The organism is Streptomyces sp. NPDC002870 (assembly GCF_042888505.1).
In the GTDB taxonomy this organism is placed as follows: Bacteria; Actinomycetota; Actinomycetes; order Streptomycetales; family Streptomycetaceae; genus Streptomyces.
Genome location: NZ_JBIAPW010000002.1, coordinates 343612 through 369674 on the forward strand (window position 1 = coordinate 343612; position 26063 = coordinate 369674).

Annotated in this window: 25 protein-coding genes and 1 tRNA gene; 22 read left to right on the top strand and 4 right to left on the bottom strand. The window is 68.5% G+C overall.

What is annotated here, in order from left to right; genetic code table 11:
- Window positions 1–582: 582 nt before the first annotated feature.
- From ACFYWY_RS04065 to ACFYWY_RS04075, 3 genes are all read right to left on the bottom strand, one after another.
- Entirely contained in the window at window positions 583–1740 is a 1158-nt protein-coding gene (locus ACFYWY_RS04065; RefSeq protein WP_389179282.1) for a S1 RNA-binding domain-containing protein, read from the bottom strand.
- A gap of 192 nt (window positions 1741–1932) precedes the next feature.
- A complete protein-coding gene (locus ACFYWY_RS04070) occupies window positions 1933–2394 on the bottom strand; it encodes a PPC domain-containing DNA-binding protein (RefSeq protein WP_389179285.1) in 462 nt (153 codons plus the stop codon).
- A gap of 27 nt (window positions 2395–2421) precedes the next feature.
- Window positions 2422–3084, bottom strand: coding sequence for an asparaginase domain-containing protein (locus ACFYWY_RS04075; RefSeq protein ID WP_389179288.1), 663 nt, complete (start codon window positions 3082–3084; stop codon window positions 2422–2424).
- Between ACFYWY_RS04075 and ACFYWY_RS04080 the strand changes: the two genes are divergently transcribed.
- Window positions 3068–3211 carry a hypothetical protein gene (locus ACFYWY_RS04080; RefSeq protein WP_389179608.1) on the top strand — a complete coding sequence of 48 codons (144 nt, stop codon included), beginning with the start codon at window positions 3068–3070 and terminating at the stop codon, window positions 3209–3211. The two genes, ACFYWY_RS04075 and ACFYWY_RS04080, sit on opposite strands and share 17 nt — an antisense overlap.
- A gap of 99 nt (window positions 3212–3310) precedes the next feature.
- Window positions 3311–4879, top strand: a complete 1569-nt coding sequence (locus ACFYWY_RS04085; RefSeq protein ID WP_389179291.1) for a pentapeptide repeat-containing protein — start codon at window positions 3311–3313, stop codon at window positions 4877–4879.
- 214 nt (window positions 4880–5093) lie between these two features.
- Here the strand turns inward: ACFYWY_RS04085 and ACFYWY_RS04090 are convergent.
- Window positions 5094–5165, bottom strand: a tRNA-Arg gene (locus ACFYWY_RS04090).
- Between the two features lie 151 nt (window positions 5166–5316).
- Between ACFYWY_RS04090 and ACFYWY_RS04095 the strand changes: the two genes are divergently transcribed.
- From ACFYWY_RS04095 to ACFYWY_RS04190, 20 genes are all read left to right on the top strand, one after another.
- Window positions 5317–5799: a response regulator gene (locus ACFYWY_RS04095; protein WP_389179294.1), complete on the top strand. Its 483-nt coding sequence runs from the start codon at window positions 5317–5319 to the stop codon at window positions 5797–5799.
- Between the two features lie 55 nt (window positions 5800–5854).
- On the top strand, window positions 5855–6838 hold the full coding sequence (nrtL, locus tag ACFYWY_RS04100; RefSeq protein WP_389179297.1) for an ArgS-related anticodon-binding protein NrtL: 984 nt from the start codon (window positions 5855–5857) through the stop codon (window positions 6836–6838).
- A gap of 7 nt (window positions 6839–6845) precedes the next feature.
- Window positions 6846–8237: a diaminopimelate decarboxylase gene (lysA, locus tag ACFYWY_RS04105; RefSeq protein ID WP_389179300.1), complete on the top strand. Its 1392-nt coding sequence runs from the start codon at window positions 6846–6848 to the stop codon at window positions 8235–8237.
- A 103-nt stretch (window positions 8238–8340) separates the two neighbouring features.
- Window positions 8341–9630 (top strand): homoserine dehydrogenase, encoded by a 1290-nt coding sequence (locus ACFYWY_RS04110; protein ID WP_389179593.1) that lies wholly within the window; start codon window positions 8341–8343, stop codon window positions 9628–9630.
- Between the two features lie 7 nt (window positions 9631–9637).
- On the top strand, window positions 9638–10708 hold the full coding sequence (gene thrC / locus ACFYWY_RS04115; protein ID WP_389179303.1) for a threonine synthase: 1071 nt from the start codon (window positions 9638–9640) through the stop codon (window positions 10706–10708).
- A gap of 260 nt (window positions 10709–10968) precedes the next feature.
- A complete protein-coding gene (gene thrB, locus ACFYWY_RS04120) occupies window positions 10969–11886 on the top strand; it encodes a homoserine kinase (protein ID WP_389179305.1) in 918 nt (305 codons plus the stop codon).
- 383 nt (window positions 11887–12269) lie between these two features.
- Window positions 12270–14339 carry a transcription termination factor Rho gene (gene rho, locus ACFYWY_RS04125; protein ID WP_389179308.1) on the top strand — a complete coding sequence of 690 codons (2070 nt, stop codon included), beginning with the start codon at window positions 12270–12272 and terminating at the stop codon, window positions 14337–14339.
- A 290-nt stretch (window positions 14340–14629) separates the two neighbouring features.
- Window positions 14630–15736, top strand: a complete 1107-nt coding sequence (locus ACFYWY_RS04130) for an LCP family protein (protein ID WP_389179311.1) — start codon at window positions 14630–14632, stop codon at window positions 15734–15736.
- Window positions 15737–15880: 144 nt separating this feature from the next.
- Entirely contained in the window at window positions 15881–16105 is a 225-nt protein-coding gene (rpmE, locus tag ACFYWY_RS04135) for a 50S ribosomal protein L31 (RefSeq protein ID WP_215092884.1), read from the top strand.
- A 107-nt stretch (window positions 16106–16212) separates the two neighbouring features.
- Window positions 16213–17292, top strand: a complete 1080-nt coding sequence (prfA, locus tag ACFYWY_RS04140; RefSeq protein WP_389179314.1) for a peptide chain release factor 1 — start codon at window positions 16213–16215, stop codon at window positions 17290–17292.
- Window positions 17293–17320: 28 nt separating this feature from the next.
- Window positions 17321–18166 carry a peptide chain release factor N(5)-glutamine methyltransferase gene (gene prmC, locus ACFYWY_RS04145; RefSeq protein WP_389179317.1) on the top strand — a complete coding sequence of 282 codons (846 nt, stop codon included), beginning with the start codon at window positions 17321–17323 and terminating at the stop codon, window positions 18164–18166.
- Window positions 18167–18194: 28 nt separating this feature from the next.
- Window positions 18195–18842 (top strand): L-threonylcarbamoyladenylate synthase, encoded by a 648-nt coding sequence (locus ACFYWY_RS04150; RefSeq protein ID WP_389179320.1) that lies wholly within the window; start codon window positions 18195–18197, stop codon window positions 18840–18842.
- On the top strand, window positions 18839–19510 hold the full coding sequence (locus tag ACFYWY_RS04155; protein WP_389179323.1) for a protein-tyrosine-phosphatase: 672 nt from the start codon (window positions 18839–18841) through the stop codon (window positions 19508–19510). Before ACFYWY_RS04150 ends, ACFYWY_RS04155 begins: the two co-directional genes overlap by 4 nt.
- Before the next feature lie 360 nt (window positions 19511–19870).
- A complete protein-coding gene (glyA, locus tag ACFYWY_RS04160) occupies window positions 19871–21136 on the top strand; it encodes a serine hydroxymethyltransferase (protein WP_389179326.1) in 1266 nt (421 codons plus the stop codon).
- A 106-nt stretch (window positions 21137–21242) separates the two neighbouring features.
- Window positions 21243–22574, top strand: a complete 1332-nt coding sequence (locus tag ACFYWY_RS04165) for an MraY family glycosyltransferase (RefSeq protein ID WP_389179329.1) — start codon at window positions 21243–21245, stop codon at window positions 22572–22574.
- A 264-nt stretch (window positions 22575–22838) separates the two neighbouring features.
- A complete protein-coding gene (locus tag ACFYWY_RS04170; RefSeq protein WP_389179332.1) occupies window positions 22839–23276 on the top strand; it encodes a hypothetical protein in 438 nt (145 codons plus the stop codon).
- Window positions 23277–23504: 228 nt separating this feature from the next.
- Entirely contained in the window at window positions 23505–24314 is an 810-nt protein-coding gene (gene atpB, locus ACFYWY_RS04175; RefSeq protein ID WP_389179336.1) for a F0F1 ATP synthase subunit A, read from the top strand.
- 79 nt (window positions 24315–24393) lie between these two features.
- A complete protein-coding gene (atpE, locus tag ACFYWY_RS04180; RefSeq protein WP_137993321.1) occupies window positions 24394–24624 on the top strand; it encodes an ATP synthase F0 subunit C in 231 nt (76 codons plus the stop codon).
- A 45-nt stretch (window positions 24625–24669) separates the two neighbouring features.
- The gene (locus ACFYWY_RS04185; RefSeq protein ID WP_389179340.1) at window positions 24670–25224 is read left to right on the top strand and encodes a F0F1 ATP synthase subunit B; all 555 of its coding nucleotides are present in this window, start codon (window positions 24670–24672) and stop codon (window positions 25222–25224) included.
- Window positions 25221–26036: a F0F1 ATP synthase subunit delta gene (locus ACFYWY_RS04190; RefSeq protein WP_389179343.1), complete on the top strand. Its 816-nt coding sequence runs from the start codon at window positions 25221–25223 to the stop codon at window positions 26034–26036. The genes ACFYWY_RS04185 and ACFYWY_RS04190 overlap by 4 nt, the downstream gene beginning before the upstream one ends.
- The last annotated feature ends 27 nt before the right edge of the window (window positions 26037–26063 follow it).

Below are 26063 nucleotides of genomic sequence, written 5' to 3' on the forward strand. Positions count from 1 at the left end.
TCGGGGGGGGGGGGGGGGGGGGGGGGGGGGGGGGGGGGGGGGGGGGGGGGGGGGCCCGGGGGGGGGGCCCCCCGCCCCCCCCCCCCCGGCCGGCGCGCCGCGCCCTCGGCGCGGCACCTCTGATCAATGCATCAGACTGCTACCGCAGTTCAGGAGGCCGGGAAAGCAGACGTTCGATGCGTCAAATGTGGTGTTCTCCCGAGCGTCCGCCTCCTCCCCCGGGCCTGGTGCCCTGGTCTCTTCGGAGCCTTCTGGGGCCACTCGGGGCGCATGGCAGGCATGGGACAGGGCCAGTCCCGTGTGGCTGGGCTGCGTGTGGCGGCTTGCTGCCAATGATCCTCGCTCGCTGACGGAACCAGGGTCGGGCAGCGAGCGAAGCGAGCACTTGATGATGTAGGGAAAGTCTGTCCGCGCTGCTGCTGCGGCAGCGTGTCCGGTCTTGGTTGATGCTTGACGCAGTGGCCTCACCTGCTGTTTGACACCGCTTATCTCGACCGAGGTGCCTCAGCATTCGATGAGGGACACGGAATCTTCATCGCCGCCGCGCCGGCCCGTCCTGCAGGTGTCCTCTGGGCAGACCGGTCACGCAAGAGGCTGATCCGGTGCTGGTGATGGGCGCTTGCGAGGAACGTCTTGCCTCGCCTTCAGCGACAGAGTGACTCGTTCACGCACCATGTCGACGTCGACGATCTCGACGGTGACTGCCTGACCGACTTTGATGGTTTCGCTGGGGTGTTTGAACGGCTGCTTCCCCGTTAGCTCGGGGGCGGTTGCCATCCCTTCGAGACCGCTGATGTCGATGAGGGCGCCGAAGTCGGCGATCGAAGTTACGACGCCGGAGCAGACCTGACCGCGGTGCAACGCCTTGATCTTGGCCCACCGGACGTCGCTCTGTGTCTGTTGAGTTCTCCACCGCGCTCTCAGGACACCGTCGCGATCGGGTAGGACGGCAGTGAACAGCGGGTAGCGCTCATCGAGGGCCAGAGGCAGCACCGCCGCTGCGCGGGCGTCGGCGAGGGGAGCGGTCAGTTCCTCGTACGACTCCTCATCGGCGAAGGTGCTTGTGATCCGCCCGGCCTCGTCCTCCCAGACAAGCTCGATCAGGCCTTCCTCTGGGAGGGCGTCCCGTACGGCGTCGATGTCGGTGGAGAGGTCCGGCCACACGGTCAACTGCGCACGAGGCGCGAGCCGGGCGCGGACCGCGTCGAGATTCGCGGGGGTGAGTCGATGCCATCGGGAGGCGTTTTGAACGTAGCCCTCCTCCAAGATGGCTGCTTCGCCTGTGGAGACGCACCAGGACAGTCGGTCCCAGAACGCGTCGTCAGCGGGGCGCTGCTCGCCAGGCGCGTCGTCGAATGACGGGTCATAGGGAGAGGCGTCGAGTCGCTCCGCGAACAGGCCGAGCTCACGGGCATAGGCCACCGCACGTTGGCAAGGCTTGGTGCTGCCGACATAGACGTACTGGTCCCATCCGACGTGTACGAAGAATTTGTCCTGCACTTCGAGGCGGCACCAGGCCCCGTTGTCGCGCAGCATGGCCCGCAGCAGTTCCAACGCCACAGCAAGGGGGACCTCCGCCCCGTCGTGATATCCGGTCAAGTCGGGCGGGAAGAGGGCGCCCAAGCCGTATCCGTCGACTGCCTCCTCCAGTCCGAAGTGGATCGGGCCGGAGATCGCTGGCTCACGTATCGTCAGGTGCTGCACCCCGCTGTCTTCGGCGAAGGCGGCGACGGTCGCCAAGTAGGCAGCCTCGACGGGGCCGTGGTCGCTGAGCGTGTCCTCGGGGCCCATGTAGTGGCCGTGCTCGTTGCGATCCGCCGGGTTGTACTTGGTGACTCGGTCTACGTAGGGCGGCACGTCACTGCCCTGCGATGGGGACATCGATGCCGAGCATCACCCGGACTGGACAGCTGCTGAGGCAGCGTGTGCAGCTCATGCGCCGAAGGTCAGCAGCGGGACGTTGTAAAGGTCCGGATTCTGCGGACGGGTCATGACCGGTGAGGTCACCTCGACCACGAGCATCTCGACAAGGAATTGCACCTGGGCGCTGAGCAGATGACTCGTGTGCCCGTTGGCTGAGCGGGCCTTCTCTCCGAGTGACGTATGGATGTGCGGTAGCACTGTGTCCGTCTCGGCGTCGTATGCGAGAGTTCCGCATCCCATCGCCTCGACCCCGGCCAAGTGGACCTTGCTCCACACTGGGGCCTCTGGGTCTTCCAACTTCTCGCACGCGCCGACGATCTCTGCTTCGGCGAAGCCCGCGATGAACATGGGGATGTATCCGTGCCGAACGCCGTTGCTGCGGCAGAACTCGGCGAGCGTGGGAAAGAAGTCGTCGCCGTGGTCGAAGGCCACCCCGAAGGTTCGGCCGGTGGTCAACTCGTAGCTGCGCAAGACAGTCCTCTCGGGATGTGGCCTGGGTCAGTGGATGTGGCTGAGATGCTCTGCGATCTCGCTGTGATCGGCACCGTGCATCAACAGGAGCTGGAGTAGAATCCGCGCCTTGATGGGCCCGAGAGTGTTGGCCGCGAGGAGGCCACGGGACAGCAGATCGGCTTCCGATCCGGGGAATCCGTAAGTCTGGGTCAGGACAGGTCCGGCTCCGGTGCGCGTCGCCAGGATCACCGGCATCTCCTTGGCAAGGTCTGTCAGCGCATCGACGCACCTCATAGGAACGTGTCCGGCGCCGAAGGCGGCAACTACCAAGCCGTCGACCTGGGCTCCGATGGCACGCAGTACGACCCCATCATCTCCGAGTCCGATCAGCGCCACCGCGGTCCGGGCATCGTTGCTGAGTTGCTGGCGCGGGATCTTCGGCTCTTCGGTCGGCTGGCTCCAGATCCGTACTCGGTCCTCGGCGACGTAGCCAATCGGTCCTGGGTAAGACGTGAACGCCGTAGGGCTGGTGGCGTGGGCCTTGCGTACCCAGCGGGCGGCGTGGATCTCCTCGCCGAAGACGACCACTGCCCCGGTCCCCCGGGCCTCGATGCTGGCAGCGACACGGACAGCAGAAAGCACATTGGCCGGCCCGTCGGCGCCCGCCATGCTCGCGTTGCGCATCGCCCCTGTGACCACGATCGGCATCTCGGCTGAGTACACGAGGTCGATCAGGTACGAGGAGGTTCTGCTGAGCCGGTACGCGAAATGCCTGGACGGCCGACAGGAGGTCGCCAACCGGCGCATCGAGGACCTGCTGCGCGAGTACGAATGAGCGGCGGTCCCATCTCAGATCATGACGTCAGGACATTGACCACCGACAGTTGCTGCCACATATGGAACTAGCGACGTCTTTGATGCCGTCCCCACCCGCATGAGTGACCATTCCTTACGAACCCTGCCCCTTCCCTGGCCAAACTGCGGGCATGGGGTTCAGCCGGAGACTGACCCGGTTGGTTGCCGAGGCGTCCACGTCACCGGCCACCGCGCATGTCTGGCTCACCTCACCGACTCCGACCGGCACGCCTACCTCGCAGGGCTGCGGCCAGGCAGCGACCTGGACCACCGGGGGACTCCCTTCACCGAACCCCTCCTCTGGGAGCTGCTCGCGGCCTGTCGCGATCCCCTGACGGGCCGGTCCATTGTGGGTGCCGCTGATTTCGCTGCGGCTACCTTCCACGGCGAGGCGTCGTTTGCCTCCACCACGTTCATCGGCAATGCCAACTTTGCCTCGGCCACTTTCACCGACGACGCCTGGTTCACCTCCACCACGTTCCTCGCTCATGCCTGGTTCTTGGCAGCCACCTTTGAGGCGGAGGCAGAATTCGATTTATTGACGTGTGCCGGAGTGCTCGATCTGTCGCGAGCGTCGTTCGCCCTTCCCGTCACGGTCGAAGTTGCTGCAAGCAAGCTGCTCTGCGTCGAGACGCGGTGGGAATCCAGGGCAACTCTCCGAGTGCGGTACGCCGAGCTCGACCTGTCGCAGGCGGTCTTCAGCCAGCCAAGCCTGGTCATATCAACTAGGGCTCCTTTGGGGCCCATCTATGCAGTCGCCTCGGCTGCCGAGGCTCTACTAGCGTTCGGCCGGGCTGATGCGACTGCATCCGTCGTGTCCCTGAGCGAAGTAGATGCCGCCCTGGTCGCCCTAGTTGACCTCGACCTATCACGCTGCCGCTTTTCACTGGTGCACCACTTGGACCAACTACGCATGGAAGGGGAGTGCAACTTCGCTCGCCCTCCAGCCGGCCTCCGATGGCGCGCCAGAGGACCCCTGTGGTGGAGCGCCCGGCAAGTCCTCGCCGAAGAACACCACTGGCGAGCCTTGGACTGCCACTCACGGGCAGCACGGCAAGGCTGGTGTGGTGGCCCCGACCATGCCCACCCCAGTTACACCCGTGGCCCCGCAAGCTTGGCACTGCAGTACCGACAGCTGCGCAAGGCGTTAGAGGACGGCAAGAATGATCCGGACGCGGCGGACTTCTATTTCGGCGAGATGGAGATGCGCCGAAACGACCGCGATCGGCCGTGGGGCGAACGGGTGCTGCTGGCGGGCTACTGGGCCCTGTCTGGGTACGGGTTACGGGGCGCGCGGGCACTGGGCTGGCTGCTGGGGGCTATGGCTGCCACTGTGCTGCTGATGATGTTTTGGGGGTTACCAGCAGACGACCCGAAGTCTCCCATTACTGGGCGGATAACCGGGCAGAGCATCTCATTGACGACCGACAAGACCAGTGTGGTCAAGCCCACCGGCCCGCTCCGCTCCCGTCTCACCTCCGAGCGGTGGGAGAAGTCCCTGCGGGTCGTGGTGAACTCGGTCGTTTTTCGCTCCTCCGGCCAGGACCTCACCACCACCGGTACCTACATCGAAATGGTGTCCCGCCTTACCGAACCCGTGCTGCTTGGCCTTGCCGTCCTCGCCATTCGTGGTCGCGTCAAGCGGTGACTAGCATTGGCTGGCGCCGCAGCGATTCGGTGGGACAGAGGTAGGCGTCGCATTTCGTTGGTCTGACCTGGGGGAACGCTCCATGATCCGTCCCGCGAATAGGCCGCGGACTCTGTCATACGGCCGCTTCCAGCGGCATACGGCTGCACATACGCCAAGACCCCGTCCTCAGCTAAGGCGCTGATGGCGGGGTCTTTGGGCACCTCATACTGGGTGCCCCCGGCAGGATTCGAACCTGCGCACACGGCTCCGGAGGCCGTTGCTCTATCCCCTGAGCTACGGGGGCGTTCCGTCGCCCTGCTCTGCGGCGACGGGTAGAACCCTACCAGCTCCCACACGGTCCCCGTGAACAGGTATTTCCGCCTCCCTGAGCCTGATCCGAGCTCCGGCCCCGGCGCCCGCTCACGGCGAGCTCAGGTCGCCCGCACGGGGTGGAAGTGGGCAAAACCCGGACGCAGCCCTGCTCGCGGACCTACTCTCGAGTTGTGTCAGGCGCGTCCGGCCGAGTGCTCGTTGTCGACGACAACAGGGTCATCCGGCAGTTGATCAGGGTCAACCTCGAGCTGGAGGGCTTCGAGGTCGTGACCGCGGCTGATGGTGCCGAGTGCCTGGAGGTCGTGCATCGGGTCCGCCCCGATGTCGTCACCCTCGATGTCGTGATGCCCCGCCTCGACGGGCTCCGGACCGCCGCGCTGCTGCGGGACGATCCGCGGACCCGGCATCTGCCGGTCGCGATCATCAGTGCCTGTACGCAGTACGAGGTGGAGACCGGTCTCGGCGCCGGTGTGAACGCCTTTCTCGCCAAGCCTTTCGAGCCGGCCGAGCTCGTCCGTCTCGTACGGCAGTTGATGCACCAGGAGGGCCCGCCGTCTGTCGACGGCAGGCATGGTGCCGGGCGGGCGGGGAGCGCACGGGGCTGACCGCATCGCGAAACCGGTTCGCGAAGGCCCCCCCTCCCTCCCATACGCTTGTCCCGTGACCCCCGCTGAGCTCTCCCGTACCGTGCTGCACGCCGTGTGCCGCGCGGTGGAGGACGGTGTGCTGCGCGCGCCCGTGCCCGAGAGCGTCCGCGTCGAGCGGCCGCGGCCCGGGGGGTCCGGTGACTACGCCACCAACGTCGCCCTGCGGCTCGCCGGGCCTGCCGGGCAGCAGCCCCGCGCCGTCGCCGAAATGCTGCGGGCCCGTATCGCCCAGGCCCCCGGGATCGCCGGGATCGAGATCACCGGGCCCGGCTTCCTCAACATCACCCTGGATGACGGCGCGCAGCAAGATCTCGTACGGCGGGTGCGGGAGCAGGGCTTGGCATACGGACATGGGGACTCGGCCGCCGGGGTCTCTGTCCCCTTCTATGCCGTCGACTTCCATGCCGCCGACGAGCTCCGCGCCCGCATCTGGGCCCAGACCGTCCTGAAGCTCCTTCGCGCCCAGGGCGCCGACGTCACCCACGGCGCCCCCGAAGACCTGAATGCCGTACCGGCACCCGCCCAGGACCTCCTTGAACGGCTCGGGGCCGACGCCGCCCGATGGGCCCTCCTCCGGGCCGCCGTCCACGATCACCCGCACGCCGAAGACGAGCTGCTCACGCAGCACGAAGCCAATCCCCTCTTCCGGGTGCAGTACGCCTACTCCCGCACGCGCGCCCTCACCCGCGGCGCCGAGCAGCTCGGCTTCGACAGCGCCCCCCGAACCCACGTCGACGCCCCCGCCCTCGCCACCGCCATCGGGGACTACCCCGCCGTCCTCGCCTCCGCGGCCCGCCTGCGCGCGCCCGACCGGCTCGCCCGGCATCTGGAAAGCACCGCCGACGCCCTTCTCGCCTTCCAGCACACCGTGCTTCCGCTCGGCGACGAGAAACCCATGGCCGCCCACCGCTCCCGGCTCGCGCTCGCCGAAGCCGCCGGGGTGGTGCTCGCCGGTGGCCTGTCCCTGCTCGGCATCACCGCCCCTGACTACCTGTGAGAGAAGAATGAGCCGTTCCGCACACCCCGCCGGGCCTCGCCACGCAGACGTCCTGCCCGAAGGGCACTACTCCGCCCCGCCCACCGACCTCAACGCCCTCGACGAGAAGGTCTGGGCGAGGACCGTCGCCAGAAACGACGACGGCGCCGTCACGGTCGGCGGGATCGAAGTCACGCGGCTCGCCGAGGAGTTCGGCACCCCCGCCTACTTCCTCGACGAGGCTGATTTCCGCGCCCGCTGCCGTGCCTGGGCCGACGCCTTCGGCAAGGACGCCGATGTGTTCTACGCCGGGAAGGCGTTCCTCTCGCGGGCAGTGGTGAAGTGGCTGCACGAGGAAGGGCTCAACCTCGACGTCTGCTCCGGCGGCGAGCTCACCACCGCCCTCGACGCCGGCATGCCCGCCGAGCGCATCGCCTTCCACGGCAACAACAAGTCCGAGGAAGAGATCGAACGAGCCGTGAGCGTCGGCGTCGGGCGCATCGTTCTCGACTCCTTCCAGGAGATCGTCCGCGTCGCGCACACCGCCCAGCGCCTCGGCAAGCGCCAGCGTGTCCAGATCCGCGTGACGGTGGGAGTGGAAGCGCACACCCATGAATTCATCGCGACCGCGCACGAGGATCAGAAGTTCGGGATTCCGCTCGCTGGCGGGCAGGCCGCCGAAGCCGTACGACGTGCCCTCAAGCTCGACGGGCTCGAGCTCATCGGCATCCACTCCCACATCGGTTCGCAGATCTTCGACACCTCCGGCTTCGAGGTCGCCGCCCACCGCGTGGTCCGCCTTCTCGGCGACATCCGGGACGAGCACGGGATCGAGCTGCCCGAGATCGACCTCGGCGGCGGCCTCGGTATCGCGTACACCTCCGACGACGACCCGCGTGAACCGCACGACATCGCCAAGGCGCTGGGCGAGATCGTCACCCGCGAGTGCGAGGCCGCGAAGCTGCGTACGCCCCGGATCTCCGTCGAGCCCGGCCGCGCGATCGTCGGGCCCACCGCCTTCACCCTGTACGAGGTCGGGACCATCAAGGCGCTGGAAAGCCTGCGCACATACGTCAGCGTCGACGGCGGAATGTCGGACAACATCCGTACCGCGCTGTACGACGCCGAGTACAGCGTCGCGCTCGTGTCGAGGACGTCCGAAGCCGCGCCGATGCTCGCCCGCGTCGTCGGCAAGCACTGCGAGAGCGGCGACATCGTGGTCAAGGACGCGTTCCTGCCCGCCGACCTCGCGCCTGGCGATCTCATCGCCGTGCCCGCCACCGGCGCGTACTGCCGTTCCATGGCGAGCAATTACAACCACGCACTCCGTCCGCCCGTCGTGGCGGTCAAGGACGGCGAGGCACGAGTGATCGTCCGGCGTGAGACGGAGGAAGATCTTCTGCGTCTCGATGTCGGCTGATGAAATAGACGTCTCGTAATCTGGACAAGGGATAGAAACTTCGGTCCGGTGCGTGAGACTGGATCGCACTCAAGCTTGTGAAGCAAGGAAACGAGGTCGGATGATGCGTACGCGTCCGCTGAAGGTGGCGCTGCTGGGCTGTGGAGTGGTCGGCTCAGAGGTGGCGCGCATCATGACGACGCACGCCGAAGACCTCGCCGCACGCATCGGCGCCCCGGTGGAGCTCGCCGGGGTCGCCGTCCGCCGGCCCTCCAAAGTGCGGGAGGGCATCGACCCCGCGCTGATCACCACCGACGCGACCGCCCTCGTCAAACGCGGTGACATCGACGTCGTCATCGAGGTCATCGGCGGCATCGAGCCCGCCCGCACCCTCATCACCTCCGCCTTCGAGCACGGCGCGTCCGTCGTCTCCGCCAACAAGGCGCTGCTCGCCGAGGACGGCGCGACCCTCTATGCGGCCGCCGAGGAGCATGAGAAGGACCTCTACTTCGAGGCAGCGGTCGCCGGCGCGATTCCGCTGATCAGGCCGCTGCGCGAGTCGCTCGCCGGCGACAAGGTCAACCGGGTGCTGGGAATCGTCAATGGGACGACGAACTTCATCCTGGACAAGATGGACAGCTCCGGCGCCGGCTACTCCGAGGCGCTCGACGAGGCCACCGCCCTCGGATACGCCGAGGCCGACCCCACCGCCGACGTCGAGGGCTTCGACGCCGCAGCCAAGGCCGCCATCCTCGCCGGGATCGCCTTCCACACCCGGGTACGCCTCGACGACGTCTACCGCGAGGGTCTGACCGACGTCAGCGCCGCCGACATCGCCTCCGCCAAGCGCATCGGCTGCACCGTCAAACTCCTCGCCATCTGCGAGCGCGCGGCCGACGGGAAGTCCGTCACCGCCCGCGTGCACCCGGCGATGATCCCGCTCAGCCACCCGCTCGCCTCCGTCCGCGAGGCGTACAACGCCGTCTTCGTCGAGGCCGAGGCCGCCGGGCAGCTGATGTTCTACGGTCCCGGCGCCGGCGGCTCGCCCACCGCCTCCGCGGTCCTCGGCGACCTCGTCGCCGTCTGCCGCAACAGGCTCGCCGAGTCCACCGGGCCCGGCGAGTCCGCGTACACCCAGCTGCCCGTGAGCCCCATGGGCGACGTGGTGACGCGGTACCACATCAGCCTCGACGTGGCCGACAAGCCGGGCGTGCTCGCCCAGGTCGCGACGGTCTTCGCCGAGCACGGCGTATCGATCGATACGGTTCGCCAGCAGGGCAAGGACGGCGAGGCATCCCTCGTCGTCGTCACCCACCGCGCGCCCGACGCCGCCCTTTCCGGGACCGTCGAGGCGCTGCGCAAGCTCGACACCGTGCGCGGTGTCGCCAGCATCATGCGTGTTGAAGGGGAGTAAGGGACCCATGACGACCAACGGCACCCACCAGTGGCGCGGCATCATCGAGGAGTACCGGGACCGTCTCCCGGTGACGGACACGACGCCGGTCGTCACGCTGGGCGAGGGCGGCACGCCGCTCGTCCCGGCGCAGGTCCTCTCCGAGCGCACGGGCTGCGAGGTGCACCTCAAGGTCGAGGGCGCCAACCCCACCGGGTCCTTCAAGGACCGTGGCATGACCATGGCCATCACCAGGGCCAAGGAGGAGGGCGCGCAGGCGGTCATCTGCGCCTCCACCGGCAATACGTCCGCCTCGGCCGCCGCCTATGCCGTACGGGCCGGAATGGTCTGCGCGGTCCTGGTCCCGCAGGGCAAGATCGCGCTGGGCAAGATGGGGCAGGCGCTGGTGTACGGCTCGCGCATCCTCCAGGTCGACGGGAACTTCGACGACTGCCTGAACCTCGCCCGCCGCCTCTCGGAGAACTACCCGGTGGCACTGGTCAATTCGGTCAATCCGTACCGCATCGAGGGGCAGAAGACCGCCGCGTTCGAGATCGTCGACGCGCTCGGCGACGCCCCCGACATCCATGTGCTGCCCGTCGGCAACGCCGGCAACATCACGGCGTACTGGAAGGGGTACAAGGAGTACGCCGCGGACAAGATGTCGACGCGCGCTCCCCGGATGTGGGGCTTCCAGGCTTCCGGCTCGGCCCCGATCGTCCGCGGCGAGGTGGTCAAGGATCCGTCCACCATCGCCACCGCGATCCGGATCGGCAACCCGGCCTCCTGGAAGTACGCGCTCGCCGCGCGCGACGAGTCGGGCGGTTTCATCGACGAGGTGACGGACCGTGAGATCCTGCGCGCGTACCGCCTGTTGGCCTCGCAGGAGGGCGTCTTCGTGGAGCCCGCGTCGGCCGCGTCCGTCGCGGGTCTGCTGAAGGCCGCAGAGGCCGGCAAGGTCGACCCGGGCCAGCGGATCGTCTGCACGGTCACGGGCAACGGACTGAAGGACCCGGACTGGGCGGTCGCCGGAGCGCCGCAGCCGGTCACCGTACCGGTGGACGCCGCCGCGGCCGCCGAGCACCTCGGTCTGGCGTAATTCAGCCATTTCCTGCTTCCCTGGGTTCCCTCCGGGGAAGGCAAGCCAAGCCGGACAGCGGCGTACGTAGGGGCACAGAAGGCCTACGACACGCATCGTGCGCCTCCCGTGCGCCCTATGTCGCCACTGAACCTTCCTTCGATAAGCTGTACCGAACCCGCCCCGCCGCATATGCCGCGGTGTTGTTGCCGTTACGGCCCACGGGTGTTCATACCTCTCGAAAAAATCTCGCAGTCAGAACCAAGGAGAGTCATCGAGCGATGGCCGGTCCAGCGTTCCGCGCCGCCGCCGTCCGGGTGCGCGTCCCCGCCACCAGCGCCAATCTCGGCCCGGGCTTCGACGCCCTCGGGCTGTCCTTGGGGCTGTACGACGACGTCGTCGTCCGGGTCGCGGACTCCGGTCTGCACATCGACATCGCGGGCGAGGGCGCCACGACGCTGCTCCGCGATGAGAGCCATCTGCTCGTACGGTCCCTGCGTACGGCATTCGACCTGCTCGGAGGGCAGCCGCGCGGCCTGGAAGTGGTCTGCGCCAACCGCATCCCGCACGGACGCGGCCTGGGATCGTCGTCTGCGGCCATCTGCGCAGGCATCGTCGCCGCCCGCGCCGTGACCATAGGGGGCGACGCCAAGCTCGACGACGAGGCTCTGCTGGAGCTCGCGACCGAGATCGAGGGGCACCCCGACAATGTCGCCGCCTGTCTGCTCGGCGGCTTCACGCTCGCCTGGACCGACGGCGGAGCGGCGCGCGCCATCAGGATGGACCCTGTCGATTCCGTCGTTCCGGTGGTTTTCGTCCCCAGCAAGCCGGTGCTCACAGAGACGGCACGCGGACTGCTTCCGCGCACCGTCCCCCATGTGGACGCAGCGGCCAACGCGGGCCGGGCCGCCCTGCTCGTCGAGGCGCTGACCAGGCGTCCCGAGCTGCTGCTGCCGGCCACAGAGGACCGGCTCCACCAGGAGTACCGCGCCCCGGCGATGCCGGAGAGCGTGGCCCTGGTCAACCGACTGCGCGCCGACGGCGTCCCCGCAGTCATCTCCGGTGCGGGCCCCACGGTGCTCGCGCTGGCCGAGGACGGTGTGGCCGACAAGGTCGCACGATTGGCGGGCGAGGGGTGGGCGGCCAATCGGCTCACCTTCGACGCCGCGGGCGCGAGTGTTCTGCCGCTCGCGTCGTAGTGACACGAGATTGCCGGTGATGGAGAGGGGGAATGTTTGTTGGAGCCGGTAGTGTTAACCTCAAGTCTGCAGCCGACGTCTTTGTGGCGCAGTGCTTCGTGTCCCCATTCGGGACCAACATTCTTCCGGGAGCCTCCCCAACTGCCTGAGCAGCCTGCCTGAGCAGTTTCGAGCACGCTCCGGAACCGGCACGACACCCCTCGCTTCTCCAGGAGTGGGCCGAGCAGGGGGACCTCGGGCCGGGCCTTGCACGTCTTATCTCTCCGCCGTTAATTCCCGGCGGGACCACCGCCCCGACACGGTCCGCACACAGGACCTACGTCGGACAGCACAACCGGTCGCCGAGCCAGAAGGCCGACGTCCGCTCCAGGGAAGGACCCTTCGTGAGCGACACCACCGATCTGATGGGCGTGACTGCCGACAGCAGTGTCGACACCTCCGCGCCCGCCGCAGGTGCTGCCTCTGGCACCACCTCACGGCGCCGCCGCTCCGGCACCGGCCTCGAGGGCATGGTCCTGGCCGAGCTGCAGCAGGTCGCGTCCGGCCTCGGGATCAGGGGCACCGCGCGTATGCGCAAGAGCCAGCTGATCGAGGTCATCAAGGAGGCGCAGGCTGGGGGTACCTCCCAGAGCGCAGGCTCTGGGGGAGGTTCCGCCGCTGGGGCCAAGAGCGCCGAGGCGGGCACCGGCGACGCCGAGACCAAGCCGAAGCGGCGCGCCACCTCCAAGGCGCGTACGGGTGACGATGCCGCCGTCGCGGAGAAGGCCGACAAGGCCGAGAAGGCCGTGGCCCAGCAGCAGATCGACATTCCCGGCCAGCCGGCCAGCGACGACCAGCCGGCCGGTGAGCGCCGCCGTCGTCGGGCCACCGCGCAGGCGGGCAGCCCGGACGCCAAGACAGACGCCACCGACGTCAAGGCCGTGGGGGCCGTCGACGTGAAGACGGAGGCGCAGCCGGAGGCCAAGGCCGAGGCCGCCACCGCCGTGTCCCAGGACGGCGCCGAGGGCCGTCGCGACCGCCAGGAGCGGGGCCAGCGCGGTGAGCGCGGCGACCGTGGTGAGCGGGGCGGCGAGCGCCGTGACCGTCAGCGCGACCGCCGCGGCGGCAAGGGCGACGAGCAGCAGGGCGGCCAGCGCCAGCAGCGCCAGGGCGGCCAGCAGGGCCAGCAGGGTCCGCAGGGCGCGGGTCCGCAGGACGACTTCGACGACGAGGCGGGCGGCCGTCGTGGCCGTCGTGGCCGCTACCGCGACCGCCGTGGCCGTCGCGGCCGCGACGACTTCGCCACCGGCGAACCGCAGGTCTCCGAGGACGACGTCCTGATCCCCGTCGCGGGCATCCTGGACATCCTCGACAACTACGCGTTCATTCGTACGTCCGGCTACCTGCCGGGTCCGAACGACGTGTACGTCTCGCTCGCCCAGGTCCGCAAGAACGGCCTGCGCAAGGGTGACCACGTCACCGGTGCTGTGCGGCAGCCGAAGGAGGGCGAGCGCCGCGAGAAGTTCAACGCGCTCGTCCGCCTCGACTCGGCGAACGGCATGGCGGCCGAATCCGGCCGCGGGCGCCCGGAGTTCCAGAAGCTGACCCCCCTGTACCCGCAGGACCGGCTGCGCCTCGAGACCGACCCGGGCGTCCTGACGACCCGGATCGTCGACCTCGTCGCGCCGATCGGAAAGGGCCAGCGAGGCCTGATCGTGGCCCCGCCGAAGACCGGCAAGACCATGATCCTGCAGGCGATCGCCAACGCGATCACCGTCAACAGCCCCGAGTGCCACCTGATGGTCGTCCTGGTCGACGAGCGTCCGGAAGAGGTCACCGACATGCAGCGGTCGGTGAAGGGCGAGGTCATCTCCTCGACCTTCGACCGCCCGGCCGAGGACCACACCACCGTCGCCGAGCTGGCCATCGAGCGCGCCAAGCGTCTCGTCGAGCTGGGTCACGACGTGGTCGTGCTGCTGGACTCGATCACCCGTCTGGGCCGTGCGTACAACCTCGCGGCCCCCGCCTCCGGCCGCATTCTGTCCGGTGGTGTCGACTCGACCGCGCTCTACCCGCCGAAGCGCTTCTTCGGTGCCGCGCGCAACATCGAGGACGGCGGCTCGCTGACCATCCTGGCCACCGCGCTGGTCGAGACCGGCTCGCGCATGGACGAGGTGATCTTCGAGGAGTTCAAGGGCACCGGCAACATGGAGCTCAAGCTCGACCGGAAGCTCTCGGACAAGCGCATCTTCCCGGCGGTGGACGTGGACGCGTCCAGCACCCGTAAGGAAGAGATCCTGCTCGGCGGCGACGAGCTCGCCGTCGTCTGGAAGTTGCGCCGGGTGCTGCACGCGCTCGACCAGCAGCAGGCGATCGAGCTGCTGCTGGACAAGATGAAGCAGACGAAGTCGAACGCCGAGTTCCTGCTGCAGATCCAGAAGACGACCCCGTCCGCCGGCAACGGCAACGACTGAGGTTCACCGAGGCCGCGGCCGGGAGACCTTCGCCACAGCCGTCAGGCGTGACGCGGCTCCCGCGCCCGGACTCGCCGACTGCCGAACTCGCAGGTGAGGACGGACAGTCGGGCCCCACAAGCAGTACGCCGCGCCCACCGTGCACCGCACGGTGGGCGCGACGCTTTCTCAAGGAGTTCTCAGGCTGCCGTGCAACCCTTCATGCTCCCTCGCCGTCTGGACAAGTGCGACAGACCGCGCCTGATCACCACGGCAGGGGGGCAGCGGGAACAGCGAGAGCCGAGGAGACCATGGCCGACGAGAGCAGCAGCGGCAGCCGAATACGCAGCCGCGGCAAGCGCCGCAAAAAACCCACCAAGGGCCGCAGGGCCGTGACCGTCGCCGGATGGTCCGTCGCGGGTCTGGCGCTGGTCGGAGGATCCGGTCTCGGCTGGGCCTACTTCAAGCTCAACGGCAACCTCCAGGGCGTCGACATCAACGCCGCACTCGGCGACGACCGCCCCCAGAACGTCGACAACGGCTCCATGGACATTCTGGTCCTGGGCTCCGACTCCCGCTCCGGCGCCAACGCCGAATACGGCGTGGACGAAGGCGGTGCGCGCTCCGACACCGCGATGGTCGTGCACGTCTACGAGGGCCACAAGACGGCCAGCGTCGTCTCCATCCCGCGTGACACCCTCGTCGAACGCCCCCGGTGCGCGGACGAGGAGGGCCAAGCCGTCTCCGGCGAGGAGCGCGCCATGTTCAACACGGCGTACGAGGTCGGCGGCCCCGCCTGCGCGGTGAAGACCATCGAGAAGATGTCCGGCATCCGCATGGATCACTACATCGAGGTCGACTTCACCGGCTTCAAGAAGCTCATCGACGAGCTGGGCGGCGTGAAGATCACCACCACCAAGCCCATCGACGACAGCAAGAGCCATCTGGACCTGCCGCCCGGCACGCACACCCTCAACGGGGAGCAGTCGCTCGGGCTCGTACGCACCCGCAAGAGCGTCGGCGACGGCAGTGACCTCGGCCGAATACAGCTCCAGCAGGCCTTCATGAAGGCCTTCATCAACCAGGTCAAGGACGTCGGCGTCTTCACCAACCCGAAGAAGCTCCTCGGCATCGCCGACACCGCGACCAGGGCGATCAAGCCCGACTCCGAGCTCGACTCCGTCAACGAGCTGATGAGCTTCGCCAGGGGGCTGAGCGGCCTCGGCGCGGAGGACGTGCACATGATCACGATGCCGGTGGAGTACGACCCGGCGGATCCCAACCGCGTGGTCCCGCTCAAGGCCGCGTCGCAGCAGGTCTGGACGGCGCTGGCGCAGGACAGACCGATCCCCGCATCCGCAGTCAAGGACTCCGCGGGCGACAAGGGCGACGCCGCCACGGTCGTCCAGAGCCGCTAGGGCCGGCCCCTGCGGGAATAGTTCCGGCGGTACCCCGGTTTTGGGAGTTACGGCCGGTCCTGGCAGACTGGTACGTCGGCCCCGGTTCACGTACGAGCAATCAGCGCGTACGACCCGGTGCCCTCCCGAAACTAGGAGACACCCTTGAAGCGCGACATCCACCCCGAGTACGTCGAGACGCAGGTCAGCTGCACCTGTGGCGCCTCGTTCACCACCCGTAGCACCATCGAGTCCGGCACCGTCCGGGCCGAGGTCTGCTCCGAGTGCCACCCGTTCTACACGGGCAAGCAGAAGATCCTCGACACCGGTGGCCGTGTGGCCCGCTTCGAGGCCCGCTTCGGCAAGGCTGCCGGCTCCGCCAAGAAGTAGCGAGCCACTGCGCCGGACCTCGGCCGCCCCTGACCGGGGTGGCCGAGGCCGGCGCTTTGTTGGTTCTGAGCAGCCCCTTTTTCGTGTACCAAACCCAGGAGCCACCGATGTTCGAGGCGGTCGAGGAACTGATCGGCGAACACGCCGATCTTGAGAAGAAGCTCGCCGACCCTTCGGTCCACGCGGACCAGGCGAACGCGCGCAAGCTGGGCAAGCGCTACGCCGAGCTGACCCCGATCGTCGGCACGTACCGCTCCTGGAAGCAGACCGGGGACGACATCCAGACCGCGCGTGAACTCGCCGCCGACGACCCGGAGTTCGCCGCCGAGGTCAAGGAGCTCGAGAAGCAGCGCGAGGAACTCACAGAGAAGCTGCGGCTGCTGCTCGTACCGCGCGACCCCAGCGACGACAAGGACGTCATCCTCGAGGTCAAGGCGGGCGCCGGCGGCGACGAGTCGGCCCTGTTCGCCGGCGATCTGCTGCGGATGTATCTGCGCTACGCCGAGCGCGTCGGCTGGAAGACCGAGATCATCGACGCCACCGAGTCCGAGCTCGGCGGCTACAAGGACGTCCAGGTCGCGGTGAAGACCAAGGGCGGCAACGGCGCGACAGAGCCCGGTCAGGGCGTCTGGGCGCGGATGAAGTACGAGGGCGGAGTGCACCGCGTGCAGCGCGTGCCCGCCACCGAGTCCCAGGGCCGTATCCACACCTCGGCGGCCGGCGTGCTGGTCACGCCGGAGGCGGAGGAGATCGACGTCGAGATCCACGCCAACGACCTGCGGATCGACGTCTACCGCTCGTCGGGACCCGGCGGCCAGTCCGTCAACACCACCGACTCCGCGGTGCGCATCACGCACCTGCCGACCGGCATCGTCGCCTCCTGCCAGAACGAGAAGAGCCAGCTCCAGAACAAGGAGCAGGCGATGCGTATCCTGCGCTCCAGGCTGCTGGCGGCGGCCCAGGAGGAGGCCGAGAAGGAAGCCGCGAGCGCCCGGCGCAGCCAGGTCCGCACGGTTGACCGCTCGGAGAAGATCCGTACGTACAACTTCCCGGAAAACCGCATCTCGGACCACCGTGTCGGCTTCAAGGCGTACAACTTGGACCAGGTGCTCGACGGTGATCTGGACGCGGTGATCCAGGCCTGTGTCGATGCCGACTCCGCCGCCAAGCTCGCCGACGCCCAGTAACAACCCCCTGCTCTCCCGGAGGACCAAGGTGAACCTGCTGCTTGCCGAGGTGGCCCAGGCCACCCAGCGGCTGGCCGACGCCGGCGTGCCCTCACCGCGCTTCGACGCAGAGGAGCTCGCCGCGTTCGTGCACGGCGTGAAGCGGGGAGAGCTGCACAACGTCCCGGACGGTGACTTCGACGCCCGCTACTGGGAGGCGGTCGCCCGCCGCGAGGCCCGCGAACCGCTCCAGCACATCACCGGGCGCGCTTTCTTCCGCTTTCTGGAGCTGCAGATCGGGCCCGGCGTCTTCGTGCCCCGCCCGGAGACCGAGTCGGTCGTCGGCTGGGCCATAGACGCCGTACGGGCCATGGACGTCGTCGAGCCGCTCATCGTCGATCTGTGTACGGGGTCCGGGGCCATCGCGCTCGCCATGGCGCAGGAGGTGCCGCGCTCGCGGGTGCACGGCGTGGAGCTCTCCGAGGACGCGCTGAGGTGGACCCGTAAGAACGCCGAGGGCTCGCGCGTCACCGTGCACCAGGGCGACGCCCTGACCGCGCTTCCCGAGCTGGACGGTCAGGTCGACCTGGTCATCTCCAATCCGCCGTACATCCCGCTCACGGAGTGGGAGTATGTCGCCCCCGAGGCTCGCGACCACGACCCGGACATGGCCCTGTTCTCCGGCGAGGACGGCCTGGACACCATCCGCGGCATCGAGCGCACCGCCCACCGGCTGCTGCGGCCCGGCGGTCTCGTCGTCGTCGAGCACGCGGACACCCAGGGCGGCCAGGTGCCGTGGATCTTCAGCGAGGAGGCGGGCTGGGCGGACGCGGCCGACCACCCCGACCTGAACAAGCGGCCGCGCTTCGCGACCGCGCGCAAGGCAACGCCATGACCACGCTTGTGTACGAGGAGGCCCGCTGATGGCTCGGCGATACGACTGCAACGACGCGACGGATCGCACCACCGGTCTGCGTGAAGCCGCATCGGCCGTCCGCCGCGGCGAGCTGGTCGTGCTGCCCACCGACACCGTGTACGGGATCGGTGCGGACGCCTTCGGTTCCGAGGCAGTCGCCGAACTGCTGGAGGCCAAGGGGCGCGGCCGCAATATGCCCACGCCGGTCCTCATCGGCTCCCCGGACACCCTGCACGGCCTGGTCACCGACTTTTCCGAGCAGGCGTGGGAGCTCGTCGACGCCTTCTGGCCGGGTGCGCTGACGCTGGTCGCCAAGCACCAGCCGTCGCTGCAGTGGGACTTGGGCGACACCCGGGGCACCGTCGCGATCCGGATGCCGCTGCACCCGGTCGCGATCGAGCTGCTCACCGAGGTCGGCCCGATGGCGGTCTCCAGCGCCAACCTCACCGGCCACCCGGCGCCCGAGGACTGCGACGCCGCGCAGGAGATGCTCGGCGACTCGGTCTCGGTCTACCTGGACGGCGGCCCGACCCCGGGCATCGTGCCGTCCTCGATCGTCGACGTCACGGGCAAGGTCCCGGTGCTGCTGCGCGAGGGAGCGCTCTCACCGGACGAGCTGCGCAAAGTCGTACCCGACCTCGAGGTGGCCAATTGACCGCCCCTGAGGGGCGTGGCATAGCGGAATCCTGGGGATCCTCCCGTACGGAGTCTGGAGGAAGCACCTCCACCTTCCGCATCCTCCACGTCAGCACCGGCAACGTCTGCCGCTCGCCGATCACCGAGCGGCTGACTCGCCATGCCCTGAGCGACCGCCTCGGCGATCCGCTCACGGGCGGCCTGATCGTGGAGAGCGCGGGCACCTGGGGGCATGAGGGCGCCCCGATGGAGGCCAACGCCGAGATCGTCCTTGCCGACTTCGGCGCGGACGCGACGGGATTCGTGGGCCGCGAGCTGCTCGACGAGCATGTGATCCGCGCGGACCTGGTCCTGACGGCGACCCGGGACCACCGGGCGCAGGTGATCTCGATGGGCCACTCGGCAGGCCTGCGCACCTTCACGCTCAAGGAGTTCACCCGGCTGGTGCGCGCCATAGACACGGCGACGCTGCCCGATCCCCGCGAGGGCGTCGTCGAACGCGCCCGCGCGCTGGTCCGCGCGGCGGCGGCGCTGCGAGGGTGGCTGCTTGCGCCGAGCCCGGACGCGGACGAGGTGTACGACCCGTACGGTGCGCCGATCACGTTCTTCCGGTCGATCGGGGACGAGATCAACCAGGCGCTGGATCCTGTGGTGACGGCGCTGACGGGGGTCCCGGCCCGCCACTGAGCCGACCCGGCGGTTAACCGGGGCTCCGCCCCGGACCCCCGCGCCTCAATCGCCGGCGGGGCTGGATTCGGGGTGCGACCCCGGACCCCCGCGCCTCAATCGCCGGCGGGGCTTGAAAGTCTCCCCGGCGAGGCTGAGTTTCCGCCGGGCGGGCTGAATGTCGGGGCTCCGCCCCGGACCCCGCGCCTCAATCGGCGGCGGGGCTTGTTTGCGCGGCTCCGCCCCGGGCCATGGGCTCCCACGCCCGCCCGGGCGTGGGGGAGGGCGGGTAGGGGAAACGGCCCCCGGACACCGGGCGCGCCGCCACGCCCCGGCCTACATTGGAGGGGCCGCAACCCCACGCGAGGCCCGGAGCCCACGATGCCGGTCAGCACTGCACCTACCGCCGCCCCCGCGGCATACGCGGACTTCGACGCCCTGCGCCGCCAGGACCCCGAGATCGCCGAAGTGATCCTGGGCGAGTCGGAACGGCAGAGCGACAGCCTTCAGCTCATCGCCGCCGAGAACTTCACCTCGCCCGCCGTCCTCGCCGCCCTCGGCTCCCCGCTCGCCAACAAGTACGCCGAGGGCTATCCCGGCGCCCGGCACCACGGCGGCTGTGAGCTCGTCGACGCCGCCGAGCGGATCGCCGTCGAGCGCGCCACCGTCCTGTTCGGCGCCGACCACGCCAATGTGCAGTCGCACTCCGGCTCCTCCGCCGTCCTCGCGGCGTACGCCGCGCTGCTCAAGCCCGGTGACACCGTGCTCGCCATGGGCCTGCCGTACGGCGGTCATCTCACCCACGGTTCGCCCGCCAACTTCTCCGGCCGCTGGTTCGACTTCGTCGGATACGGCGTCGAGGCGGAGTCCGGCCTCATCGACTACGACCAGGTGAGCACCCTCGCCCGGCAGCACCGGCCCAAAGCCATCGTCTGCGGTTCGATCTCCTACCCCCGCCACCCCGACTACCCCGCCTTCCGAGAGATCGCGGACGACGTCGGCGCGTATCTCATCGCGGACGCCGCCCACCCGATGGGCCTGATCGCGGGCGGCGCGGCCCCCAGTCCCGTCCCGTACGCCGATGTGGTGTGCGCCACTACCCACAAGGTGCTGCGCGGCCCGCGCGGCGGGATGATCCTTTGCGGGTCGGAGCTGGCCGAGCGCATCGACCGGGCGGTCTTCCCGTTCACCCAGGGCGGTGCCCAGATGAACACGATCGCCGCCAAGGCCGTCGCCTTCGGTGAGGCGGCGACTCCCGCGTTCACGGCGTACGCCCATCAGGTCGTCGCCAATGCCCGGGTGCTCGCCGGCGAGCTCGCGGCCGAAGGCTTCGCGGTGCTGACCGGCGGCACCGACACCCATCTGATCAGCGCGGATCCGGCCCCGCTCGGCGTGGACGGCAGGGCGGCCCGCGGCCGTCTCGCCGCGGCCGGACTGGTCCTGGACACCTGCGCCCTGCCGTACGGCGACGGCCGCGGCATCCGTCTTGGCACCGCGGCCCTCACCACGCAGGGCATGGGCGAGAACGAGATGACCCGGATCGCCGCGCTGTTCACGGCGGCGATGCGTGCAGAGGGAGAGGCAGCGCGGAAGGTACGTACGGAAGTACGCGAGCTGGCCGGTAGATTTCCCCCTTATCGGGGTTAGCCGCGAACTCGTGCAACCATCGCCGCCACCCGTATGTCCTTAAGCATGTGGCTACCAGAGCTAGGGTGTGTGGCTGAGATGGCCACCGATTCCTGTGGGGCAGCCCGTGCGTGATTATTTGCTGACGCTCTGTGTCACGGCTGCGGTGACCTACCTGCTGACCGGTCCGGTGCGGAAGTTCGCCATCGCGACCGGAGCGATGCCGGAGATCCGCGCCCGCGACGTACACCGAGAGCCGACACCGCGACTCGGCGGCATCGCCATGTTCTTCGGGCTGTGCGCGGGACTTCTGGTCGCCGACCACCTGCAGAATCTGAACAGTGTCTTCGAGCTGTCGAACGAACCGCGCGCGCTGCTCTCCGGCGCCGCCCTGATCTGGATCATCGGCGTCCTGGACGACAAGTTCGAGATCGACGCCCTGATCAAGCTCGGCGGCCAGATGATCGCCGCGGGTGTGATGGTGATGCAGGGTCTGACGATCCTGTGGATCCCCGTTCCCGGCATCGGCACGGTCTCGCTGACCTCCTGGCAGGGCACCCTGCTGACTGTCGCGCTCGTCGTCATCACCATCAACGCGGTGAACTTCGTGGACGGCCTGGACGGCCTCGCCGCCGGCATGGTCTGCATCGCAGCCGCGGCCTTCTTCCTCTACTCGTACCGGATCTGGTTCGGGTACATGATCGAGGCGGCCGCCCCCGCGACGCTTTTCACCGCCATCCTGATGGGCATGTGCCTGGGCTTCCTGCCGCACAACATGCACCCTGCCCGGATCTTCATGGGCGACTCGGGCTCGATGCTGATCGGCCTGGTGCTCGCGGCGGCGGCGATCTCGGTGACCGGGCAGGTGGACCCGGACGCCCTGAAGATCTTCGAGGGCGGCACCCGCCAGGCCACACACGCGGCGCTGCCGGTCTTCATCCCACTGCTGCTGCCGCTGACCATCATCGCGATCCCGGTCGCCGACCTGGTGCTCGCGATCGTGCGCCGTACCTGGAACGGACAGTCGCCGTTCGCCGCCGACCGCGGCCATCTCCACCACCGGCTCCTGGAGATCGGGCACTCGCACAGCCGCGCAGTCCTGATCATGTACTTCTGGTCGGCGCTGATCGCCTTCGGCGTCGTCGCTTACTCCGTGCATTCGGCGTCGATGTGGATCGTGATGCTCATCGTCGCGCTGAGCGCGGTGGGCCTGCTGCTTCTGCTGCTGCCGCGCTTCGCTCCGCGCGCCCCGCGCTGGGCGGAGGCCTTCGTGCCGCCGCGCTACCGGCGCCGCGGGACGCTGCCCCAGACGGCGCCCCCGCTCTCGTACCGAGTGGGGGAGCAGGCCGAAGAGGTGCCAGAGGAGCGCACCCCGGTCCCGGCGGGCGTCAACGGGGCGACCGCGATCGGCCCCCGTTCGCGGTTCCCGGACCGGAGGAAGGCCGGGACGCGCGGATGACGAGTCGCTGTATGGCCGCCTAATAGCAGACATATCGGCCGCTTGTCCTGCACACACGCGCGGAGTAACTCTCATGTGTGACAGTTGGCACACTCTCTGGGTAAAGACCTATTCAAATAGTTTGTGATACGGTTCACGAGACCCGGAGACAGCGCCGAAGGACCGCAGTGCGACGGCCCGTTGGCCCCGAGGCACAACTCGGGACCGGGATTACGCTCGTCCATGACGACACCACTGCCCCCACCAGCAAGCGGAGCTGCCGCCATGCCGTCCAACGACGTCCGGACTCTCCTGTACACCGCCGTACCCTCAGCTGTCGCCGGCGTAGTCGCCGTTGCGGTCAGTGCGGGCGTCGCCGGTGGTAAGGGAGCACTCGGGGCGGCGATCGGCACCCTGGTGGTCATCCTCTTCATGGGGATCGGAATGGTCGTGCTCCAGCGGACGGCCAAGTCGCTTCCGCAGCTGTTCCAGGCCATGGGGCTGATGCTCTACACCGCACAGCTGCTGCTGCTCTTCATCTTCATGGCGGTGTTCAAGGACACCACCCTGTTCAACCCCAAGGCCTTCGCCATCACCATCGTCGCGGTGACTGTCGTCTGGGTATCCGCACAGGCCCGTGCCTACCTCAAGGCAAAGATCCTCTACGTCGACCCCGAGTCCTCGAAGGGCGAAACGCCCCAGAAGACGGGGTCGTCGTCATGACAGGTAGGGCCGGGATAAATGCCCGTTCGGGATGCTGCTATCGTCCGGTGCCAACTGCGGCACTGCGGGCGCGGGCATCCGAGCTGACGCCTGTCCCATCGCGAGGCTCGACGCCGAACCGCCGCCCCCACATCCGTAAGACCACCAGTCCAGTGCCGAACCGCGGCTGCGCGCCGCGCCGACACAACGAGGTTGCCGTACCTATGCGCCACGCTGAAGGAGCCCGCGGTGAGTGCTGACCAAACGCTTGCCTTTGACGCGAGCTGCCACATCTTCACCGGATGCGGATTCCCAGCTCCGGGCCTGCACACTTTCATGTACGAGCCCATGTTCAAGGTGGCCGGCTTCGAATTCACCAAGCCGATGCTGCTCGCCTTCCTGGGCTCGGCCGTGGTAGTCGGATTCTTCTGGGCCGCCTTCCACAGGCCGAAGCTGGTGCCGGGCAAGCTCCAGATGGTCGGTGAGGCCGGGTACGAGTTCGTACGGCGCGGAATCGTCTACGAAATCATCGGCAAGAAGGACGGCGAGAAGTACGTCCCGCTGATGGTCTCGCTGTTCTTCTTCGTGTGGATGCTGAACCTCTGGTCGATCATTCCGCTCGCCCAGTTCCCGGTGACATCGCTCATCGCGTTCCCCGCGGCGCTCGCTCTGATCGTGTACGTCGTGTGGGTCAGCCTCACCTTCAAGAAGCACGGTTTCGTCGGCGGCTGGAAGAACATCACCGGCTACGACAAGTCGCTCGGTGCCATCCTCCCGCTGGTCGTCGTACTCGAGTTCTTCTCGAACATGATCATCCGGCCCTTCACCCACGCGGTCCGGCTCTTTGCGAACATGTTCGCGGGTCACCTGCTGATCGCGATGTTCGCGATCGCGACCTGGTACCTGGCCAACGGCATCGGCCTCGTCTACGCAGGCACGTCCTTCGTGATGGCCGTCGTGATGACCGCCTTCGAACTCTTCATCCAGGCTGTCCAGGCGTACGTCTTCGTCCTCCTGGCCTGCAGCTACATCCAGGGCGCGCTCGCCGAGCACCACTGAGCAAGCTCCACCCGCCACTCCAACCAGTCCTCCGGTGGCCAACCCCCACCGGGTCCTTGAAAGAGAAGGAAGAACCGGCATGTCCGCTCTCCAGACCCTCGCCGCTGTCGAAGGTAACGTTGCCTCGATCGGTTACGGCCTCGCTGCGATCGGCCCCGGCGTCGGCGTCGGCATCATCTTCGGTAACGGCACCCAGGCCCTGGCCCGTCAGCCCGAGGCGGCCGGTCTGATCCGCACCAACCAGATCATGGGTTTCGCCTTCTGTGAGGCGCTCGCCCTCATCGGCATCGTCATGGGCTTCGTCTACTAATCCGGTATCGACGACAGCCCGATTATTTTCACGGAAGGCACTGATGTGAACGCTCTGTTCCTTGCGGCGGCGGAGGAGCCCCAGCCTCCTCTCATCCCGCATCTCGACGAGCTCGTCATCGGCCTGATCGCCTTCGCCATCGTCTTCGGCTTCCTCGCCAAGAAGCTCCTCCCGAACATCAACAAGGTTCTGGAAGAGCGCCGAGAGGCCATCGAGGGTGGCATCGAGAAGGCCGATGCGGCCAAGATCGAGGCCGAGAGCGTGCTCGAGCAGTACAAGGCTCAGCTCGCCGAGGCCCGCCACGAGGCCGCCCGGATGCGCCAGGAGGCGACCGAGCAGGGCACCGCGATCATCCAGGAGATGAAGGCGGAAGGCCAGCGGCAGCGTGAGGAGATCATCGCGGCCGGCCACGCCCAGATCGAGGCCGACCGCAAGGCAGCGGCTGCGGCGCTGCGTCAGGACGTGGGCAAGCTCGCCACCGCCCTGGCCGGCAAGCTCGTGGGTGAGTCCCTCGAGGACCACGCCCGGCAGAGCCGCACCATCGACCGCTTCCTCGATGAACTCGAGGACAGCGCTTCGAAGGCCGAGGCCACGCGATGAACGGAGCGAGCCGCGAGGCGCTGGCTGTCGCACGCGAGTCCCTCGACGCGCTGACCGACAACACGTCGGTCGACGTGACGAGGCTCGCCGAGGAGCTCGCCGCCGTCACCACGCTGCTCCACCGTGAGGTGTCGCTGCGTCGGGTCCTGACCGACCCGGCGCAGGCCGGTGCGGCCAAGGCCGAGCTGGTGGGACGCCTGCTGGCCGGTCAGGTGGGCGGCGAGACCGTCGACCTGATCTCCGGCATGGTGCGTTCCCGCTGGTCGCAGTCGCGCGACCTGGTCGACGCGGTCGAGGAGCTGGCGGCCACCGCCGACCTCACCGCGGCCCAGCGGGCCGACGCGCTCGACAACGTCGAGGACGAGGTGTTCCGGTTCGGCCGGATCATCGACTCCAGCCCCGGGCTGCGGTCCGCGCTGACCGACAAGTCGGCTCCGGCGTCCGCCAAGGGCGAGCTGCTGCGCAGCCTGCTCGGCGGGAAGGCCAATCCGGTCACCGAGCGTCTGGTTGTCCGTCTTGTTACCCAGCCGCGGGGACGTAGCCTGGAGGCGGGACTCGAGTCCCTGTCCAAGCTCGCCGCGGCGCGCCGGGACCGGATGGTCGCGGTCGTCACCACGGCGGTGCCGCTGAGCGATCAGCAGAAGCAGCGCCTCGGCGCCGGCCTTGCGCGGATCTACGGCCGCGAGATGCACCTGAACCTCGACGTGGACCCCGAGGTCCTCGGCGGGATCTCGGTGCGCGTCGGCGACGAGATGATCAACGGCACCATCGCGGACCGTCTCGACGAGGCGACTCGTCGCATCGCCGGCTGACCAGCCACCAACTGAACACAGCAGTAC

Bases quoted from the DNA above. Each gene is read 5' to 3' on its own strand.
- ACFYWY_RS04075 (WP_389179288.1), bottom strand. From the start codon at position 3,084: ATGCCGATCGTGGTCACAGGGGCGATGCGCAACGCGAGCATGGCGGGC.
- ACFYWY_RS04085 (WP_389179291.1), top strand. From the start codon at position 3,311: ATGAGTGACCATTCCTTACGAACCCTGCCCCTTCCCTGGCCAAACTGC.
- lysA (WP_389179300.1), top strand. From the start codon at position 6,846: ATGAGCCGTTCCGCACACCCCGCCGGGCCTCGCCACGCAGACGTCCTG.
- ACFYWY_RS04110 (WP_389179593.1), top strand. From the start codon at position 8,341: ATGCGTACGCGTCCGCTGAAGGTGGCGCTGCTGGGCTGTGGAGTGGTC.
- thrC (WP_389179303.1), top strand. From the start codon at position 9,638: ATGACGACCAACGGCACCCACCAGTGGCGCGGCATCATCGAGGAGTAC.
- thrB (WP_389179305.1), top strand. From the start codon at position 10,969: ATGGCCGGTCCAGCGTTCCGCGCCGCCGCCGTCCGGGTGCGCGTCCCC.
- ACFYWY_RS04130 (WP_389179311.1), top strand. From the start codon at position 14,630: ATGGCCGACGAGAGCAGCAGCGGCAGCCGAATACGCAGCCGCGGCAAG.
- prfA (WP_389179314.1), top strand. From the start codon at position 16,213: ATGTTCGAGGCGGTCGAGGAACTGATCGGCGAACACGCCGATCTTGAG.
- ACFYWY_RS04150 (WP_389179320.1), top strand. From the start codon at position 18,195: ATGGCTCGGCGATACGACTGCAACGACGCGACGGATCGCACCACCGGT.
- glyA (WP_389179326.1), top strand. From the start codon at position 19,871: ATGCCGGTCAGCACTGCACCTACCGCCGCCCCCGCGGCATACGCGGAC.
- ACFYWY_RS04170 (WP_389179332.1), top strand. From the start codon at position 22,839: ATGCCGTCCAACGACGTCCGGACTCTCCTGTACACCGCCGTACCCTCA.
- atpE (WP_137993321.1), top strand. From the start codon at position 24,394: ATGTCCGCTCTCCAGACCCTCGCCGCTGTCGAAGGTAACGTTGCCTCG.
- ACFYWY_RS04190 (WP_389179343.1), top strand. From the start codon at position 25,221: ATGAACGGAGCGAGCCGCGAGGCGCTGGCTGTCGCACGCGAGTCCCTC.